General features: G+C 68.0%; 12 protein-coding genes and 1 pseudogene. 3 read left to right on the top strand and 10 right to left on the bottom strand.

The features are described from left to right. Nucleotides 1-506 precede the first annotated feature (506 nt). A complete protein-coding gene (locus tag MFF40_RS25725) occupies nucleotides 507-1808 on the bottom strand; it encodes an alpha/beta hydrolase (RefSeq protein WP_238262819.1) in 1302 nt (433 codons plus the stop codon). 338 nt (nucleotides 1809-2146) lie between these two features. Further along, complete coding sequence (locus MFF40_RS25720; RefSeq protein ID WP_147853703.1) at nucleotides 2147-3304, bottom strand: Gfo/Idh/MocA family protein; 1158 nt, start codon at nucleotides 3302-3304, stop codon at nucleotides 2147-2149. 321 nt (nucleotides 3305-3625) lie between these two features. Here MFF40_RS25720 and MFF40_RS25715 point away from each other — a divergent pair, with 321 nt between their 5' ends. Then, nucleotides 3626-4891 (top strand): winged helix-turn-helix domain-containing protein, encoded by a 1266-nt coding sequence (locus tag MFF40_RS25715; RefSeq protein ID WP_238262821.1) that lies wholly within the window; start codon nucleotides 3626-3628, stop codon nucleotides 4889-4891. Between the two features lie 316 nt (nucleotides 4892-5207). On the opposite strand, the gene MFF40_RS25710 is transcribed toward MFF40_RS25715, so the two are convergent. The 5 genes from MFF40_RS25710 to MFF40_RS25690 form a co-directional block, all read right to left on the bottom strand. After that, complete coding sequence (locus MFF40_RS25710) at nucleotides 5208-5966, bottom strand: helix-turn-helix domain-containing protein (RefSeq protein ID WP_147853421.1); 759 nt, start codon at nucleotides 5964-5966, stop codon at nucleotides 5208-5210. A 92-nt stretch (nucleotides 5967-6058) separates the two neighbouring features. Further along, on the bottom strand, nucleotides 6059-6619 hold the full coding sequence (locus MFF40_RS25705) for a class GN sortase (RefSeq protein WP_238262817.1): 561 nt from the start codon (nucleotides 6617-6619) through the stop codon (nucleotides 6059-6061). Nucleotides 6620-6645: 26 nt separating this feature from the next. Continuing rightward, the gene (locus tag MFF40_RS25700; RefSeq protein WP_238262815.1) at nucleotides 6646-8835 is read right to left on the bottom strand and encodes a marine proteobacterial sortase target protein; all 2190 of its coding nucleotides are present in this window, start codon (nucleotides 8833-8835) and stop codon (nucleotides 6646-6648) included. 446 nt (nucleotides 8836-9281) lie between these two features. Beyond that, nucleotides 9282-10019, bottom strand: a complete 738-nt coding sequence (locus tag MFF40_RS25695) for a hypothetical protein (protein ID WP_147898415.1) — start codon at nucleotides 10017-10019, stop codon at nucleotides 9282-9284. Nucleotides 10020-10228: 209 nt separating this feature from the next. Next, on the bottom strand, nucleotides 10229-10768 hold the full coding sequence (locus MFF40_RS25690) for an HAD domain-containing protein (RefSeq protein ID WP_147898416.1): 540 nt from the start codon (nucleotides 10766-10768) through the stop codon (nucleotides 10229-10231). A 211-nt stretch (nucleotides 10769-10979) separates the two neighbouring features. On the opposite strand from MFF40_RS25690, the pseudogene MFF40_RS25685 reads away from it, so the two are divergent. Next, a pseudogene (locus tag MFF40_RS25685) lies at nucleotides 10980-11729 on the top strand (IS5 family transposase); the annotation flags it as partial. A 78-nt stretch (nucleotides 11730-11807) separates the two neighbouring features. Here MFF40_RS25685 and MFF40_RS25680 read toward each other — a convergent pair. After that, entirely contained in the window at nucleotides 11808-12332 is a 525-nt protein-coding gene (locus MFF40_RS25680) for a hypothetical protein (RefSeq protein WP_187277693.1), read from the bottom strand. Nucleotides 12333-12869: 537 nt separating this feature from the next. Here MFF40_RS25680 and MFF40_RS25675 point away from each other — a divergent pair. Further along, on the top strand, nucleotides 12870-14306 hold the full coding sequence (locus tag MFF40_RS25675; RefSeq protein ID WP_147854514.1) for an 8'-apo-carotenoid 13,14-cleaving dioxygenase: 1437 nt from the start codon (nucleotides 12870-12872) through the stop codon (nucleotides 14304-14306). A gap of 317 nt (nucleotides 14307-14623) precedes the next feature. Here the strand turns inward: MFF40_RS25675 and MFF40_RS25670 are convergent, their stop codons facing one another. Further along, entirely contained in the window at nucleotides 14624-15778 is a 1155-nt protein-coding gene (locus MFF40_RS25670) for an acetyltransferase domain-containing protein (RefSeq protein ID WP_238262813.1), read from the bottom strand. 26 nt (nucleotides 15779-15804) lie between these two features. Continuing rightward, nucleotides 15805-17913: a TonB-dependent siderophore receptor gene (locus MFF40_RS25665; protein WP_238262811.1), complete on the bottom strand. Its 2109-nt coding sequence runs from the start codon at nucleotides 17911-17913 to the stop codon at nucleotides 15805-15807. Nucleotides 17914-17957: the final 44 nt, after the last annotated feature.

The following is a 17957-nucleotide window of genomic DNA, read 5'->3' as shown; positions in this document are numbered from 1 at the left end:
GAAGCTCTGCTTGCCTGCGATCTGATCGGGTTAGAAAGGGCTAGATTGGCCGAAAGCCACCGGCCAGCTTCAGGGAAGTATTGCTGGAAAAGCATACGGCCTTCTATCGACCCGCTACAGCCTAAAAAAAGGATGTTCCCACTGCCTCGAAGCGGACATTGCCTTCTATTTCGCGTTGAAACATGTAGATCAGTTTTCAAGGCGCTCCCAGTCGGCATCCGAAATTTAGTAGCTGAGACCGCTTCTCCCTAGAAAGACGCATCAGGTTCCGTTTCAATGCCGATCGGCAACTGACAGATATACACGGGCGAAGAAAGAATTAAATTTTAAAAGATCTTACGTGCTAGTAAAAGGTTGGACTTCAGCTTTAAGGCCACCCACATAAAACGTACCTAAGCATCTTGCGAGTGTCTCGAAGCGTCTCATCCGACTACCATACGCCATGTTGGACCGGAATTGATCTGCGGTCACCCAGGAGGGTCACTCATTAGGACGGGAACCGTCGGCTACCGCTCGCCGCCGACGACCGCCCGCACCGGCGCGCCAGCGAGATCGACCGTCGATCCCAGGGTGTTGCGGAAGCCGGAGCCGACATTCGACAGGTGCTCGCCGTAGGTCTCGCGGGTTTGGGGGTCGACCAGGGCGACGGGGGCGGCCACCGCGAGGGCGGCACCGGTGGCGACCGTGGACGCGGCGCCGGCAGCCGTGCTTACCAGCCTGTCGCCGATGCCGATCTGTCCGTCCGAGATCGGTTGCCCGTCCGCAAGACGCTTTCCCAGGAGGGCGACCACGTCGCCGCTGGCAAACTTGCCGTGGTTGAGGGCGTCGCTCGATTTGACTGAGGTCAGGTTCAGGACGGCGACGTTCTCGCGCTCGAGCTCTGACTTGTAGGGTTCGGCGTTCGGATCGATGGCGCCGAGGCGGACGCTGTCGCCCCAGACCAGCCTGGAGACGGCGAGCGCCTGGTCGTCGCCGGACACCATCAGGGTCAGCCGCGGGCGGTCCTTGCCCATGTCGTGGAAGGCGGCGCGGGCGAGGTCCATGTCGACGTCCGGGGCGGCCAGGATGACGTTCCGGATCTTCGGGGCGATCCGCCGATCGCGGATGGCCATCTGGCGCAGGCTCTCCAGGGTCAGCCAGTTGCCCATGGAGTGCGCCAGGATCGTCACCTCGCCGACGTTCGGGTCCCTGGTCAGGTCGCGCAGCAGCGTCTCCAGGCCGTTGCGCGAGAAGTTCGTACTCTCCCGGTCGTAGCCGTAGGCGAGGACGGAGCCCCGGGACGGCCACGTGAACAGCACGGGCGCGACCTCGGCGCCGGAATCGTGCACGATCTGAGCGAACCGGAAGACGGCGTCCTCGAACTTATTGTTGAAGCCGTGGACGAACACGAGGACGTGGCGCTTGGCCGATCGGCGGACGGTCCGGCCGATCCAGCTCGGGACCTTCGCGCGCTCGATCGGATCGGCGCGCAGCGCGACGAAGTCGGTGGCGGGGTTGCCGGGGATCGATTTCGGCCACTGGACCGAGCCCGGCTGGCGGGCGGCGTCGGGCGGGATCGAGACCGCGAGGTCGGTGTAGGTCACGGCGTCGCCGCGCTCGCCGGAGAACAGGATGCCCTTGTCGGTCGCCGACTTGCGGGTCGTAGCGACGAGCATGTCGACCCGGGACGTGCCCGGCACCTGCTCGGCGCCGACGACCGGCAGGAGAACGCCGGCGGGACGGCCCGCGCAGCCCGCCAGGAGGGCGAGCGCCGTCATGCCGACAATGCCGCCGACCGTCCCACGCCCGAACCCAGACAATCCGAACACCCGCATGCACCTCTGACCCGCCTGCAGCCTGGCCGTCCGAGTGGTTCGCGGATCGTGAAGGCATGAACAAGGTGCGGTACGATTGCGGCGCCCGGCAGTCCGGCGCCGCAGATGCGGGGCGGCTGTGTCGAAGGGGACACGCAGCGTTTGGGGCCCGCGCGATGCGGTCGGGTCGGGCCTCCGGAGCAAGGATCACGAGAACGGTCGTCGACCTCGAACTCCCGGGCCGACCCCGCCGCCGAGCCTTCCGGTCGAAGGTAGGCCGAACCCCGCCATGAAAGCGCGGTCGGCGAGTCAAAGCCCGGGAGCGTCGGCGACGATGAGGGCCGCGGCCGACGTCAGTTGGCGGGGACCTTCTCCTTGTCCTTGCCCGGGTTCGACGTGTTGACGAGCTCGGGCGACTTCTGCGCGCGGAGCGTCTCCCGCTGGGCGGCCGTGTCGATCCGCTTCGAACGCGTGAATGGCTCCAGCGTCACCGCGGCCTTGGTCTGCAGCGCCTGGACGATCCCCTCCAGCACGCGCACGTCCGCGTAGCCCTCCTCGCCGTCCGGCTCCGGCTCCTTGTCGTTCAGGATGCAGTCGGAGAAGTACTTGAGCTCGCCGCCGAAGTGGTCGGTGTTCTTGAAGCTCTCGTGGGACTTCGTCTCGCCGATGGTGACGACGTGCTCGATCGGCTTGCCGTACATGTAGCCGGGGTTCACCTCGACGCTGCCCTTGGTTCCGACCACCGCGTAGGTGTCGAGCGTGTTGCCCCAGTAGGAGAGCACGAACTGGGCGAGACGATCGCCCGGGAAGCGCAGGGTCACGGCGACCGTGTCGTCGAAGTCGCCCAGGCCCGCCTCCGGATGGCGCACGCCGACCGCCGAGACCACCTCGATCGGCTCGTCGCCGAACACGTACCGGGCCGCGTTCACCGGATAGGGACCCATGTCGAAGATCGGGCCGGCTTCGACGCCGTTCTTGGCCCGGTGGTTCTCCGGCGAGACCATCTGCGTGAAGGTCGAGGAGAACGTGAGGAGCTCGCCGAGCTTGCCCGACCGGATCAGGTCGATGGTCGCCAGGGTGCCGGGCTCGAAATGAAGGCGATAGGCCACCATCAGCTTGGCGGAGGAGGTCTTGGCCGCGTCGAGGATCTCCCGGCACTTCGCGGTCGAGATCTCGAGAGGCTTCTCCACCAGCACGTGGATGCCGGCCTTCAGGGCGGGGACGGCGAACTCGGTATGGCGCCAGTTCGGGGTCGCGAGATAGATCGCATCGATCGTGCCGGACGCGAGGAGCTCGTCGAACCGCTCGTAGGAATAGGTGTCGGAGACCCCGTACTTCTCGCCGACCAGACGGGCCTTCTCGGAATCGCCCGTGACGAAGGCCACCACCTCCGAGTTGCCGGTGTGTTCGACGCCCGGCAGCATCGCCTCCTGGGTGATGTCGCCTAGGGCGACGAAGGCGTAGCGGATCTTCTTGCCCGAGGTCAGGCCGAGTGCGGATGCGATGCTCATGGGGCACTCCGTTCGATGTGGGTCGGGATTGGGCTTCAGGTGGGCGATGGAGGAACAGGGGCCGTCGACGGCCGCTGACTCTCCATCGCCGAAACGGGCGGCGTCGTTCCCGGCCTGTGGCAGGCGGGCCTCGGGCGTGAGGTCGTCCTGCGGAAAGGAACGAAACGTCGTGCGCCGGGTCGGCGCATCACGCTTCAACTGTGCGGTGCAGCAATTGTTCAGGAGCCGATCGAAGCAAGGCGGGTCGATCCCGTCGCGGGCGGGAGGAGCGAAGCGTATGGTCTCGATCGACGCCATCGCACCCGCCACGGAGACCCGGCCCTGAAGACGGAACTGAGCGCGCTCGAAGCTCGGCGCATCGCACTCGCCGCCCAGGGCTTCGACGCGATTTCCCGAGGCAGCGCCGTTGGCGCGGCGCGGATCCGGGCGGCGATCGGCCGGCTCGGCCTGCTGCAGATCGACAGCGTGAACGTCCTGGCGCGCGCCCACTACCTGCCGCTGTTTTCGCGCCTGGGGCCGTACGATCGCGACCTGCTCGACGCGGTCTCCGTCGCCCGGCCGAAGCGTTTCTTCGAGTACTGGGGGCACGAGGCATCCCTTCTGCCCGTAGACCTCCAGCCCCTGCTGCGCTGGCGCATGGCCCGCGCACGCCACGGCCAGGGCGTCTGGCAGCGGCTCGAGCCCTTCGCGGGTGAGAAGCGAGCCGAGGCCGACGCTCTCCTCGCTCGGATCGAGAGGGAGGGGCCGCTGGCCGCCTCGGACGTCGCCGGCGGCAGGGCCGCGAAGGGCATGTGGCAGTGGAGCGACGCCAAGCACGCGCTCGAATGGCTGTTCTGGTCGGGACAGGTGGCCTCGACGCATCGTCGGAGCAGCTTCGAGCGCGTCTACGACCTTCCGGAGCGGGTGCTGCCCCGTGCCGTTCTCGAAATTCCGACGCCGACCGGCGTCGATGCCCGAAGGGCGCTCCTCGCGCGTTCCGCGAAGGCGCTCGGTATCGCGACGGCGCACGATCTGCGCGACTACTACCGGATCCCGCCGGCGGACGCGGTCCCGGCCATCGAGCAGCTGATCGAGGATGGTACGCTCGTCCCCGTGCATGTCCGCGGCTGGCAGCATCAGGCCTATCTGCACCGCGATGCGAAGCCCGGGCGCAGGCTCGGCGCTTCCGCGCTACTCTCGCCCTTCGATCCACTCGTCTGGCACCGCCCGCGGACGGAGAGGCTGTTCGGCTTCCGGTACCGCCTCGAGATCTACACCCCCGCCCACAAGCGCGAGCACGGCTACTACATGCTACCCTTCCTGATGGACGGTGCGCTCGTCGCCCGCGTGGACCTGAAGGCGGACCGGAAGGTCGGTGCCCTGGTCGTCCAGCGTGCCCACGTCGAGCCGGGTGCGCCGGCCGATACCGCGGAGCGGCTGCTAGGGGAGCTTCGGCTGACGGCTTCGTGGCTCGGCCTGCCCAGCCTCGTCGTCTCGCCGGTCGCCGCTCACCCCGGCCTGGAGGATGTCCGGGACATCGAAGCCCATTCATCAGCTGCCGGATCGCCGTTTTCCACGATCCGATCAGACCTCATCGCTTCGGCATGATCATTTCGAAGATCATCTCCGAAGGGTGCGCGGCCCAATCAAGACCTCTTTGAGGTCTGTGGTAGTTCCAGAACGTGCTCGTATATTAATCGCCGGGCGTAGCAGCCGTTGCGCAGAATGTCCGCTATGGAGAAGCGGCCAAAGCTCTCTGAATGACCCACATGGGCGCAAAGCGGCCGACCGGATTTAGCCGCCAGCTGTCCGTCCGACTCTTGAAGTGACAACGGCGAAAATAGGCATCGACGATTCGACGGCAGCAGACTTCTAATCCGGCGTTGGCCCGATGATTGTGGGGACCAGGCTGGTGTCGTTCCTGCTAGGAAGCGCTCACGAAGAACGAGGCGTAGCCGTCCGCGTGGACGCGATCGAGATGCGCTCGATAACCAGCGTAAGTGGGCTCTTGCGGAGCAATGCGGCCGTAACGCAGGTCAGTCGCATGGCGCTCCGGCAGCAGGGCGAGCGGTGCCGAAGCGGGCGTGAGTTGCGTACCGCGGCCCGCGTGCAGCGTGGTGAGAATCCCGAACATCTCGCCTCGAATATTGGGACGGCACAACACTGCAAGACGATGCTGCCCGTGCCAGTTGGTCACTAAGTATATCATGCCGGATTGGCTGGGGACAGCAACACTGCCGGACTGTGCGAACGGCGCATCGATCCGCTCGGCCTCACGGAACACCAAGCACGCGCTGTCAGCATCCCAGGCGATCTGGGTACGATAGGCGAAAATCATCCCCGCCGTTTCGAATGAGGGGCGTAGGGTGAGGTAACAGCCCTCCAACCAAGCCACACCCTGCCGCGCATAGGCCCCAAGCTCGTCGGGGGCGTGACGGGGCAGTTCCGGAGCGGGTGCCTGCCCCGTCGGCTGACGTAGGGATTGGCCCAACGCCTCCTCCAGCCGGATTGTGGTTGCCAGGGTGAACGGCCGGCGGCCAGCGAGCGCTTTCTCAAGGGTCGAGAGACTGATCCTGGCCTCCTCCGCCAGTGTCTGCCGGGAGATGCGTCGGCGGGCCAGCGCCTCGCGCACGATCTGGGCAATGGCGCGGCTCTGCGCCTCAGACAGTTCAACGTCGCTCACGGACAAGGCTCGCGCAGGCTTGATCCGCACAGATCCGCACGAAACCGCACATTTGCGCAAGCGCGGCCAAGCTGGCCATCCACGTCAACCTATCAGGAACGCCCCGCCTCCGACGCCAAATCGGTCTCGACGATCAGACGCAGCGGGCCGGCCTGCAGCGCCTCCAGGGGCCAGCAGGTGACGAGATCGAGATGCCGGCCGGGGGCTTGCGGGTCGATGCCCGAGGCGTCCCAGCGCGCCACCCGCGTGCCGGTGACGCGGAAGCGCAGGGTTCGGCCGTCACGGCCCGTCACCGTGACTGTATCGCCGGGGCCGAGTTGCCCCAGCCCCGCGAACTGCGTGTCGCGGTGCGCGGCGAAGACCGCAGTGCCGGGTTCGCCGGCCTCCGGGGTGCCGTCCAGATGGCCGGGGCCGAAGGCCAGAGACTGGCCGCTTCCGCCCCGCAGCACCACGAAACTGCGGCCCGCGACCGTGAGGCGGGCGACCGGCTCGGTGTCGGCCCAGGGCCAGGGCCGGGCGGGCCGACCCTCGGCCAGGGTGCGGGCGAAGGCGCGCTCCAGCAGCACCTGCGCCAGGGTGGCCTTGGCGGGGATCCAGGCGGCCTCCGCCGCCAGCCCGAGGCCCGCGAGGGTGAGGAGGGCCGCGAGGGCCATCCCCAGTCCGGTTGCCGGGCCTCGACTCACCGCGCGTCCCCGATCGGCCGGCCGCTGCGCCGCAGGCCGACGCTCAGCAGGAGACCCAGCAGGGCGAGGAGCAGGCCGAGGCCCAGCTGCGCCAGGATTCCGGCCCCAGTCTGCGGCAGGTCGACGGCCGCGCCGTCGGCCCGGATCGGCACGATCCGGGCGGCCCCGTCGTCGGCGGGTGTGACTCCGGGACTGTCTGTGCCGAACACCTTGGCGAAGTCCCAGCCCGCCGGCAGGTTCAGCGGCAGGTCGGCGGCGACGATGGGCGTGCCCGGCGCCCGGCGCGGGGTGGCGTCGATGGCCACGAGGCTGGTCAGCCGCGTCGTCAGGCCATGCTCCAAGGCGAGGGCCAGGATAGCGGCGTCGGCCGAGTCCGCGCCGAGGCGGCCTGTGATGCGCGCCGTCTCGGTCTCGCCGATCCGGGACCGCGCCCAGACCTTGGAGATGCCGGCGCCTGCGCCCGCCTCGGCGAGGGGAAGCGTCCGAGTCCAGGTCCGGCTGCCCACCCGGCCCGAGACGGTTACGGTCCCGGCGACGGTCCCATGGGCCGCCCCCGGCAGCCGCGCGGCGAAGACCAGCGGCTCGCCGCGGTAAAGGTCGGGCAGCGCGCCCGGCGTGACCTCCACGCCGGGGACGGAAAAGGTCGCGGTCAGGTCGGTGACGGCGGGGGATTCCAGCTTCTCGTAGAGCGCGCGGGTCCGTTCGCCGACCTGCGCGAGGTCGCGGATCTCCGTGAAGCTGCCGCGCCCGATCGCGGCGGCGTGGCGCATCAGGTGGCCGTTCGGCGCCGAGCCGATACCGACCATGAACAGGCGCGAGTGGCCGAGATTGGCGTGGATCGCCGCGAAGATCCGCTCCTCGTCGCCGACGGCGCCGTCGGTGAGGAACACGACTTGGCGCACGCGCCCGTCCTCCGGGTGGGGATCGGCCAGGGCCACCTTGAGCGGCGCCAGCATCTCGGTGCCGCCGCAGGCCTCAAGGGCGGTCACAAAGGCCTCGGCCTCCGCCAGGGCCGCCGGCGTCCCCGGGACGGGCTCGGGATGCAGCGCGTCCCAGGTGTCGTCGAAGCGGATGACGTTGAAGCGGTCCTGCGGCGTCAGGCGGGCGAGGCCGGCGAGGAGACCGGCCTTAGCCTGCCGCATCGAGGCGCCCGCCATCGAGCCGGAATTGTCGATGACGAACGTGACGTCGCGCGCCGGCCGGGCGGCCGCCGCGGCCTCGATCGCCGGCGGGTTTACGGCGGCCAGCAGGTAGGTCCGGCCGGCGACGGTCTCGCGGAACAGGCCGAGGCCGGGCATCCGGCTCGCGACCGGCGCCCAGGTCAGCTCGAGGTCACGGTCGGCCGGCACGACGCCGTCGGCGAGCGTGACGGTCCGCGCCTCCGGGCCGGTCTCGGTCACGCGGATCGCGTGGGTCGCGCTGCGCACGGCGCCGATGGCGAAGCCCGCCTGGAGCCGCACCGTGACGGCGACGGGGTTGGTGGGCCGGGAGACCGACGGGTCGAGCACCGGTGGGCTGATCCGGAGGCGATCCGGAACCGGGTCGCGGGCCGCCTGGGCCACGCCGTCGAGGGAGACCGCTTCCACCGAGGCGGGGGTGGGGTTGTAGCGGGGCGCGACCACCAGGGGCAGTCGCAGCATCCGCGTCTCGCCGGAGACGGGGATCGTCTGCTGATAGGTGATCTGGACCAGCACAGTCTCGCCGGGGCCGATGTTGGCGACCGCGTTGGTGAAGACGTTGGGCCGTTCCTGCGCGGTCATGGCCGCCGACTGCCCGGCTGCCTTCGCGGCCTCGTAGGCGCGCTTAGCCGCCGCCCGCTCGCGGATGTCGGCGACGATCACGCGGGAGCCGACGACGAGCTTCATTCCGTCGACGGCCGCGTCCTCCGGCAGGGGGTACAGGTAGGTGCCCTCGACCCAGTCCGCTGTGACGTTGCGGAAGGCCTGGGTGACGGTGGCACGGGCGGTTGGGCCGCTGACATCGACGCTGATGTCGGTCGCGAGCTGGATGGCCTCGACCGGCGCGGTGCCGGTCAGCCCTCGTAGCATGAGGCCGCCCCGCGTCGGGCCCGGCGCAGCATAGGCCGAGGCGAGCATCACGAGGAGCGCCGGCAGCGCGAGGAAGAGCGGCGACAGCGCGGCAATGTGCGTGGGCTTGACCGTGGATCGTGGAGCGAAGAACGGCATCGGGGAAACCTCCTTCGCCGGCGGATCGCGGCCGGCTCACCGCTGAAGCTCCCGCGCCCGCCCCTCCGCCACCATGAGAAACCTCGCCCTTTTCCGGTCCGGAACCGCACCCGCCCGCCGCGCTCGGGCGGATCTGTGCGGGGCCGGTGCGGCTCTGTCCGCACCGCGCCGGAAACCCGCGCTGTGTTCTCAGAGATCGCACGCTTCTTCGACAAGCATCTGGCACCAAAGCGTCTTGCGAGCTGCCGATGGCAGCGTCCGCTTACTGGATCGTGCAACAGCCCGCTCTATGACCGGTATGGGCGCAAAGCGGCCCGTCCGATTTTCGGCAATCCGCGGCTTGAAGCGGAAATGCACGCCTGACCGAAAGTCCGGTAAGCGTTCGAAAGCCCGACTGTCCGTTGGCGGTCTCATGGGCCCACTGGCCCCAAGACGTTCTGCCGCGATCAGGCGAGGACGGGTGCTTTGCTGGGTGCGGTGCCCGCCAGCCGGCGCAGCATATCTGCGGAGCGGCTCAGCACACGGGAGAGCGGCGAGCGCCATAAGCCGTATCCGTCGTCGCACAGCGGATCGTTTACAACAGGGCTGCCATTGCTTCCGACAAGAACATTGCCGATATTTGGGTCTAGCCCCTGCGGAGACACGGCCCGCAGGTTGGCGACAAACGCCTCATATTCGGGCCACGAGGCCCGGAACGCCTCGCGGATGCCGTCGAAGCTCGAATGATCGACGCGAGGTTCGTGCGCTGGCCATTCGGCTCTGAACCGGTCGCGCACGCCCTCATCCATAGTGATGCCCGGATGATCTGCGATGACGGCGTGGGCGTAAGCCAACCACCAGACGTCGCGTGCAGGATTGGTCAGTCGTGTTCCCACGGTCATCAGCGCGCCGCAGCGGCTGACATGCATGTCATGGATCCGCGGCGCATGCGGTCCATCCGATCCTGCGAAACCTTCGCGGAGCAGGGTCACATAATCGCCGAAACCGTCGGCCTTGCGGGCAAAGCGTACGACGACGTCAGGGTGGTCCGGATGGGCGTGGACAGTGCCGTGGTATCCGAAACCAATTTCGGACCAGCCCATGGCGAGGAGCGTGGCATAAGCCCCCGTGGCCGACCGTTCCTTGATGCCGAGGGCAACGAGCGAGGGGCTGAACGTCTTCTTCTGGGGCCTAAAACCAAACATCGCAGCCACTCCCCCCGCCAGTCGAATATCCGATGCGACACGCGCTCAGCAGCCGCACAAGTGCGGTGTCGAGGATGGACCGGACGGGTAGGTCCGGCGAAGGTCGAAGTGACCCTGTCGATGTCGGGGGCAGCGTGACGCGGATGTCACTCCACTGTCATGGAATGACCCGGGCCTCCGGAAACTGCAATCCATACAGGAGCATAAATTTACGTGCGTGGGGTGTGAATTTTCTCCAATCCACGGGTCCTGCGGAGGTCTTCCATCTCGGCCAGCAGGCTCCGAGCTAGAACCCCATCGGCTTCGCTCAAGCCGAACTCCGCCACAGGTCGGACGTGCCGAGCCGCATGAACGGGACCAACCTCGACGTCGTCGAGGACGAGGTAATCTGTGATGCGGTTACGGGTTGCGTGCTCGTTGATCTCGTTGCCGCGCCCAGCCTGTTCGGCGGGGAGCATGGCGCCGGTCTTGGCATCTCGGCTTGTTGGCAGAATGGCGGTCCGCCAGTCGGAGTGAAAGCAGGTCTCGGGAAGCCCGGCTTCGATCAGGGCCGGACGGCAATCCTCGACGCGCCAAGTTGATGACACGACCACCCTAGCGTCGAACTCTCTTACGAGACTGGCGACGAGTGCGACCTGGGCCGGGTTGAGCCTATCCTTGCCGACACGCCGTTGATAGCCGACGGTCGTCACAACGCCGTCCACGTCGAGGTAGACCGTCGGTGGTTCCTCCTGGCTACCGGAGTTCAAGGGATCAACCTCGTCTCGTGCAATAATCCTGCATCCGCCGGGGATGCCTACAAGGCGACGCTGCCACCGTCCAGCACGCCGATGAAGAACACCATAGGTATAGGCGGCGTCGTTATGCTTCGAAGCCCGGTACGACGGCGTAGTCTGGCCGGAAGCGGCACGTCCGCTTCGGAGACAGTTCGGGGCAAAAGCAGACGATCCTCTTACGACGCGCCGGCGTCCAAAGGGCGGGCGGCGACCGATCGAGAACCGTGCGGCGCTGACCGGCATCCTGGTCGTGCTGCGCTCAAGGCTACCGTGGGCGATGCTGCCGGCCAAGTTGGGTTGCGGCCCGGGCGTGACCTGCTGGCGACGCCTGCGCGATTGGCAAGCGGCCGGCGCGTGGCGCCGCTTGCATCCGACGCTCTTGGAGCACCTGCACGACGCCGGACAGATGATGGGAGCCGAGCAAGCCTGGACGGTGCCTCCGTCCCGGCGAAAAAGGGGGCTCTGCCACCGGCCCGAACCCGCCAGATCGAGGCAAGCCGGGCACGAAGCGCCACCGCGTCAGCGACGCGCGGCACGCCGCTCGGCTTCCGTCTGATCGGCGACAACAGCCACGACGCGCCGCAGATGGCCCCCACGCTCGACGCCCTCCCAGCGCTGCGGAGTGGCCGCCGGGACCGGCGTCGCCGACGCCTCGACACGCTGCACGCCGACAAGGCCTACGATGCCAGGTCCCGACGGAGGGAGTGCCGCACATGCGGGATCAGGCCGCGCATCGCCCGGAACGATGTCGAGAGTAGCCAGAGGCTCGACCGCCACCGCTGGGTGGTGGATCCTTCGACAAGCTCAGGATGAGGGCACCCACGCCTGGTTCAACCGCTTCCGCCGGTTGCCCATTCGCTACGAGCGGCGCGCGGACACCTACCAGGCCTTCACCAGCCTCGCCGCAAGCCTCATCACCGTTAACCAGATCCGAGCGTTGGTAGGCGTTTTAAGGCGGGATTGGCCCCCATGGATCAGGTGGCCTCACCGGCTGTGGCCCCGTCCGCCGCTCCTACCGGTTCGGCAATCCCCGCTGCTGACGCTCGCGACGGATGCTGTCGGCCTGGGCCATGATCTGCTTTCGAAGGCCTTCGAGACCGTCTCGCGTCTTTTCGTGCTCCGGGCCGGCCAGCGACGGATCGGGATAGAGCCGGTCCCATTCCAGGACCATCGAGATCGTACGCGCCAGCGTCGTGACGTCGCCGAAGGCATATTCGTTGACCGGCCGCCCGATCGTCTCGATCAGCGCGGCGAAAAGGGCCGGGTGCCCCGTCCGATCAAGATCGCGATGCGCCGCCAGGTAGCTGCGATAGCGCAGCTGTCCAGCATAGAACCAGAACGTCGCCTCGTCTCCGCGGCCCGCCCCGAGAAGGGGCGGCGCCTTCGCCATCACGTCGCTCGGAGGAAGCCGTGCAGCGGCTTCGGCGCCATCGGGCAGGTTGATCCCCTGTGCCGTCGCCGGGAGGGCCGTCAAGGAGGCCCACAGCGCAGCGATCGACAACGCGCCGCCACGGAGCCAGGATCTGCGATCCACCATGCTGCACCTCCTTCCTTCTGCCGGCAGTCCGGCTTCACGACTGGGCTTCGGCGGGCCCCTTGGCTCCGGCTTGGGGCAGACGGTTCTGTCAGGCCGTCGTGAGTGCGCCCGCTCTGCCTCGCGCGCAGGCCGAGCCGCCGCGTTCGGAGGGCAGTCGAGGACGTCACAAACTTGCTCGGGCCCGTGATAGCGCTAGCCGGGGCGGACGGGATTATCGCGGTGATCGGGTTCGAAACGGGGGACAATCGCGACGCGATCGGCTCGCCGCAGGGTCTCACGCTGGCCTGCGCCTCGGCTGAAGATCAGTGCGACGTGGCATCCTGCCAAGCGGCGTTGCCGCAGGCCGCTATCAGAGGCCGACCCAGCCGTCGACGTGGTGCAACAGTTTGTTCGGTTGGCCGACCGCGGGGATACATCGTCGGCCAGAGTGTCGCGTCGTCCCTTATGGACAGACCTGTCATTCTCGTTCGGTAACGGGGGGCGCCCCCGTCACGAAGGACCTCGTGCTTCATCCGCACCGCCCCGAGGCAGCGACCGATGCCGAACTTTATCGAGTCCAGCCTGCGCACCGCCGCTGAGGGGCTCGTAGCATTGGTGGCAGCCTGCAGCCGACTACGCCTGCCGGGGACGCCGCACCCCTTTGTCGTCGGTGTCCACGCGCCAATGCGTGAGGAGCTGACGCTTTGGAACTTACCGGTCACCGGGACGATCCCGGCAGGGCTCGACGGCCGCTACCTCAAGATGGGCGCCAACCCCGCCGGCCCGACGACGCGCGGTCACGATTGGTTCCTCGGCGACGGCATGGTGCATGGTCTACGTATCGAGAGCGGTAAAGCGCTGTGGTACCGCAACCGCTGGATCGGCTCGCGCGCGGCGTCCGCGGCGCTTGGCCGACCCGCCGCCCCCGGGCCGCGCCGGGGTGATGATACCGTCAACACCAACGTCGTCGAGATCGGCGGCCGCGCCTTCGCCGTGGTCGAGGCCGGCAGCTACCCTGTGGCGCTGTCAGAGGACCTGGAAACCCAACGTTACGATCCGTTCGACGGAACGCTCGCCGGCTCCTTCACGGGACACCCGCACCGCGACCCGGCGACCGGTGAGACACATGCCATCGCCTACGACGGCCGCGTCTGGGACCGCGTGCGCCACGTCGTCATCTCGCCCGCCGGTCGCGTCGTGCGAGACGTGTCGATCCCGGTCGAGCACGGCCCCTGCATCCACGATTGCGCGATCACCGCGCGCTTCGCGGTCGTGCTGGACCTGCCCGTCACCTTCTCGATGCGGGCTGTGCTGGCCGGCCACCGCTTCCCGTTCCGTTGGAACCCCACCCACAACGCCCGCGTCGGCCTGCTCCCCCGGCACGGCACCGCTGCCGACATCACGTGGTGCACGGTGGAGCCATGCTTCGTCTTCCACGTCGCCAACGGCTACGACACCACGGACGGGCAGGTGGTCCTCGACGTCATTGCGTACGAGACGGTGTTCGCCTCGGCCGGTGGCGGCTTCGACGCACCCGGACGGCTGGAGCGCTGGACCGCCGACCCCACGACGGGGCGGGTCGATCGGCAGATGATCGACCCCGCGGCGCAGGAGTTCCCCCGGATCGACGAGCGCCTATTCGGGCGGCCCCACCGATACGTCTACACGGGCTCAGTCCCCGCCGACGGCAACACGCAGCTCGTCGGCGCGACACGGCTCTACAAACACGATTTGGCGACCGGGGAGCGGCGCACGCACGAGTTCGGCGCCGCCCGTGTCCCGGGTGAGTTCGTATTCGTGCCGGCGGGGCCAGAGGCTGGCGAGGACGAGGGGTGGCTCGTCGGGCTCGTCATCGACACGGCGAGCGACACGACGGACTTCACCGTCCTCGACGCGCACGCGTTCGAGGCGCCGCCCGTCGCTACAGTCCACCTCGGGCATCGGATCCCACCAGGCTTCCACGGGAACTGGTTTCCAAAGCATTGCGCCGGGTGACTGTTGCCGGGCTCTTGGGGCGCCGGGGCGCGTTCACGTGCAAGAGCGTGCGATAGCCCACCTCGCCGCCCTCTGATGCAGCGGGCGTGGATCGGCTCATTTGCGTCGGGCTGGAGGATCTCGTCGAGCAGGGTGGCGCGCTCGTCGCTGAGTTTCCGGCAAGCGATCCGCCCCGGCCGGGACGGCGAGCCGGCATCGGTTGATGCCGAAATCTGCCGCCCGCGCGGATCAATGAGATCAACCGCAGGGTCGCCGTAGCCATAGCTTGAAGGCTCAGACGAAGACCGGGACACCCGGCTTCACTCACGCTCAAAGAACTAGAGATACTTGAGCCATGCGATATCGTGTCGAGCCGCCTTGACGCGCGAGAACCATGCTGTCGGCCAATAGAGTGGCGCGATCAGTCCGACATACCAGAGGACCACCCAGCCATAATTCGCGACGCCGAACACGGCGCCCTGCGTCGGCCCCCAGATGGCGACGGCGCCATGGTACAGGAGCCGCAGAATCGTGAGGTGGAGCAGGTAGAAGAACAACGGCGCTCCGCCGAACACCGCCAAAGCCGCGACGACCGAAGCTTCGCGCATCCGTTCCAGCGCGACGAGGAGCAGCGCTCCGATCCCGAGCGTCAGCAGCAGGAACAGCAGCGATGGCGGATACTTCGTGAGCGCGAGGAAGCTCATCGTGGTCCGGAGCGCATCGCCTTCGACCGCGAACCAGGGCTTGTCGCCGTAGCCATTCACCAGCCGCAGCACCGCGAACGCGACGAGCATCAAGCAGCAAAGAGCCATGAACCGGCGCTCGCGAGTGCGTTCCGCGACGCTCGGCAGGAACCACGGGCCGATCGCATAGCCGAGCACGATCACGCCGATCCATGGGATCACCGGATAGGTCGTCTTGGCGACCAGACCCAACGGCAACGCGATGACGTCGCGTTGGTGCAGCATCGCCCAGACCGGGAAGAGCGGTTGATCCGGCTGGAGGTGGAGAGGGTCGAGGAGGTTATGGCTGCAGACGATCAACAGCCCGACCGCGAACAGAGCCGGGCGTGGCAGACCGATCAGGGCCGCCAGGACGATCATGCAGACGCCGATGCACCAGATGACCTGCAGCCAGAGCGTCGGACTGGCCACGCCCCAGTACAGTTCCGACAGGTAGAGGACCTCCAGCGCCATCAGCACGAGGCCACGCTTCAGCAGGTAGGCCCGCGTCTCGGCCAGCGTGTGCCGGGTACCGAACAGGAATGCGGCAACGCCGGTCAGCGCGATGAAGATGGGCGCGCACAGGCTGACGACGAGGCGAGCCAGGGCCACGGCCGGCAGGGCGGTTCGGGCGTCGATGGGGTCGGCCACGGGCACGTGCAGGAACCAGGTCTCGCGCAGGTGGTCGAGGAGCATCAGCACCATCACCAGCCCGCGCAGGGCATCGATGGAGCCGATGCGGCCTGACGCGGCCGGTGCGCACGCCGACACCTTGGACGTTCCGGGATGCACCCTCATCAGAACCGCGCCGTCATGCTCACGGTGACCCGCCGAGGCTCGCCGACGCCGACCCAGAAGGTGTTGTAGGAGCGCTCGTAGGAGGTCGCGTCGAATATGTTGTCGACGTTGAGTCCGAAGCGCAGGTTCTCGTAGCGGTAGTAGGCCAGCGCGTCCGTCAGGATGTAACCCGGCAAGCGGAAGCTCTCGACGCCGGTGTCGCCGAGCCGCGAGCCGACCGCCCGGAACCCACCGCCGATCCCAAAACCCTTCCAGTCGCCCGCCTGGATCTCGTAGATGCCGAGCAGCGAGCCGCTATGGCGCGGGATGTTGAGCAGCGGCGAGCCGACCCGCAGCACCTCGTCGCGGGTGACCGCCGCGTCGATGAAGGCATAGCCGCCGATCACCCGGAACTCCGGCGTGACCTGCCCGACCAGGCTGACGTCGAAGCCCTGGCTGCGCACCGCCCCGGCGGCGATCTGGAAGAAGAAGTCCGCCGGGTCGGTGGTGAGCACGTTCTCCTTCTCGATGTGGAAGGCGGCGGCCGTCACGCTGAGGCCGTCGAACAGGTCGAGCTTGGCCCCGACCTCGTAGGCGAACCCGGTCTCGGGCGCGAAGGGCCGCGACGCGCTGTCGAAGCCGGTGTTCGGGCGGAACGAGGCGGCGACGTTGCCGTAGAGCGCCAGGAACGACAGCGGCTGGTAGACGAGGCCGGCGCGGGGCGAGAAGCCGGTGCGGTCCTGCTCGGTCCGTTCGTTCGCGACCTTGTCCCGGAAGGTCTGGTTGTAGAAGTCGGTGCGGTTGCCCAGCAGCAGCTTCCATTCCGGGCTGAGCGCGATCTGGTCCTGGAGGTAGACCGCCGTGTTGCCGACGTTCTCGCTGGCGCTGTAGCGGCGCGTGAACGGAGGCTTGGCCTGCCCGTAGAGAGGGTTGAACAGGTCGATGGCGAAGGGGTCGAGGCGCGGGGTCGAGCGCAGCAGGTTCTCGGTGCTGTTGTAGCGCTCGTGCTCCAGGCCGAGCAGCAGGGTGTGGGCGATGGGCCCGGTCTCGAAGCGCCCGACGAGTTCGGCCTGGCCGATGGCGACGCCCCAGGTGAAGTCGTGCCGGCGGAACTCGCGCAAGAGCGTACGCCCGTCGTCGAGGATGCCGGTCGCGCCGGTCTGCAGGCCGGTCAGGCTGCCGGTGTTGAGGTGGGTGGCGACGCGGAGCTGCCAGTCGGTGTTGAAGGCGTGCTCCAGCCGCACCTGCAGGAGCGCGCTCTCGGACACGGAATCGTCGCCCGGCTCGCCGAAGAAGCGTGAGCGCGGGACGAGGCCGAGACGGTTGTTCACCGCGACGGTGCCCCGGTCGAAGGTCTGGCGGTTGCGCAGGTACTGCGCCTCGAACGTGATCTTGGTGTCGGGCGTGACCTGCCAGCTCACCACGGGCGCCAAGAGCACCCGGTCGCCGCCGACGAAGTCGCGAAAGCTGTCCTGGCGGGCGAGGACGCCGTTGAAGCGGTAGAGCACGCTGCCGTCCTCGCTCAGCGCACCGCCGGCATCGACCGTGGTGCGGGCGGTGCCGAAGCTGCCGAACAGCGTGCCCATCTCGACGAAGGGTCGGGCTACGGGCTGCTTGGTCAGGATGTTGACGGTCCCGCCCGGATCGCTGCGGCCGTAGAGGGCGCCGGCCGGGCCCTTCAGGACCTCGATGGACTGGACGTTCTGGGTGTCGGGGGCGCCGTTGTAGCCGCGGGCGATGTTGAAGCCATTGAAGAAGATGTCCTGGGTCGCGAATCCCCGAACGGAGTAGAGGGCGAGGTTCTGGGCGCCAAAATCGTTCTGCTTTCCGACCCCGGGCACGTAGTCGAGCGCGCGCTCGACGCGGGTCGCGGCTGTGTCAATCAGGACTTCCCGGGGGATCACGTCGACCTGCTGCGGCAGGTCGAGGCGGGGCGTGATCGTCTTGGTGCCGCTGTAGAGCTCCGGCACCCGGTAGGTCGGCGTGGCGGTAAGGGTACCCTCGACCGAGAGCGCGTCGAGAACCACGGCGGCCTCTTCGGACCGTGCGGCCTGCGCGCTGGCAAGGGAGGGAAACGCACAGGCGAGCGCCAGCACGGGCAGGATCGGGATCGACGCGGAGCGGGACAAAGCGGACGGCCTCGGGCAACGGCAGTGGCACGTCACCGCGAACG

Origin of the sequence: Methylobacterium mesophilicum, from assembly GCF_022179445.1 — a bacterium.
Lineage (GTDB): Bacteria > Pseudomonadota > Alphaproteobacteria > Rhizobiales > Beijerinckiaceae > Methylobacterium > Methylobacterium mesophilicum.
Note: the sequence above shows the minus strand (reverse complement) of the source record. Positions and strands in the feature narration are given on the sequence as shown.

Bases quoted from the DNA above. Each gene is read 5' to 3' on its own strand.
- MFF40_RS25680 (WP_187277693.1), bottom strand. From the start codon at position 12,332: ATGGTGGATCGCAGATCCTGGCTCCGTGGCGGCGCGTTGTCGATCGCT.
- MFF40_RS25675 (WP_147854514.1), top strand. From the start codon at position 12,870: ATGCCGAACTTTATCGAGTCCAGCCTGCGCACCGCCGCTGAGGGGCTC.
- MFF40_RS25705 (WP_238262817.1), bottom strand. From the start codon at position 6,619: ATGGCCCTCGCGGCCCTCCTCACCCTCGCGGGCCTCGGGCTGGCGGCG.
- MFF40_RS25720 (WP_147853703.1), bottom strand. From the start codon at position 3,304: ATGAGCATCGCATCCGCACTCGGCCTGACCTCGGGCAAGAAGATCCGC.
- MFF40_RS25695 (WP_147898415.1), bottom strand. From the start codon at position 10,019: ATGTTTGGTTTTAGGCCCCAGAAGAAGACGTTCAGCCCCTCGCTCGTT.
- MFF40_RS25700 (WP_238262815.1), bottom strand. From the start codon at position 8,835: ATGCCGTTCTTCGCTCCACGATCCACGGTCAAGCCCACGCACATTGCC.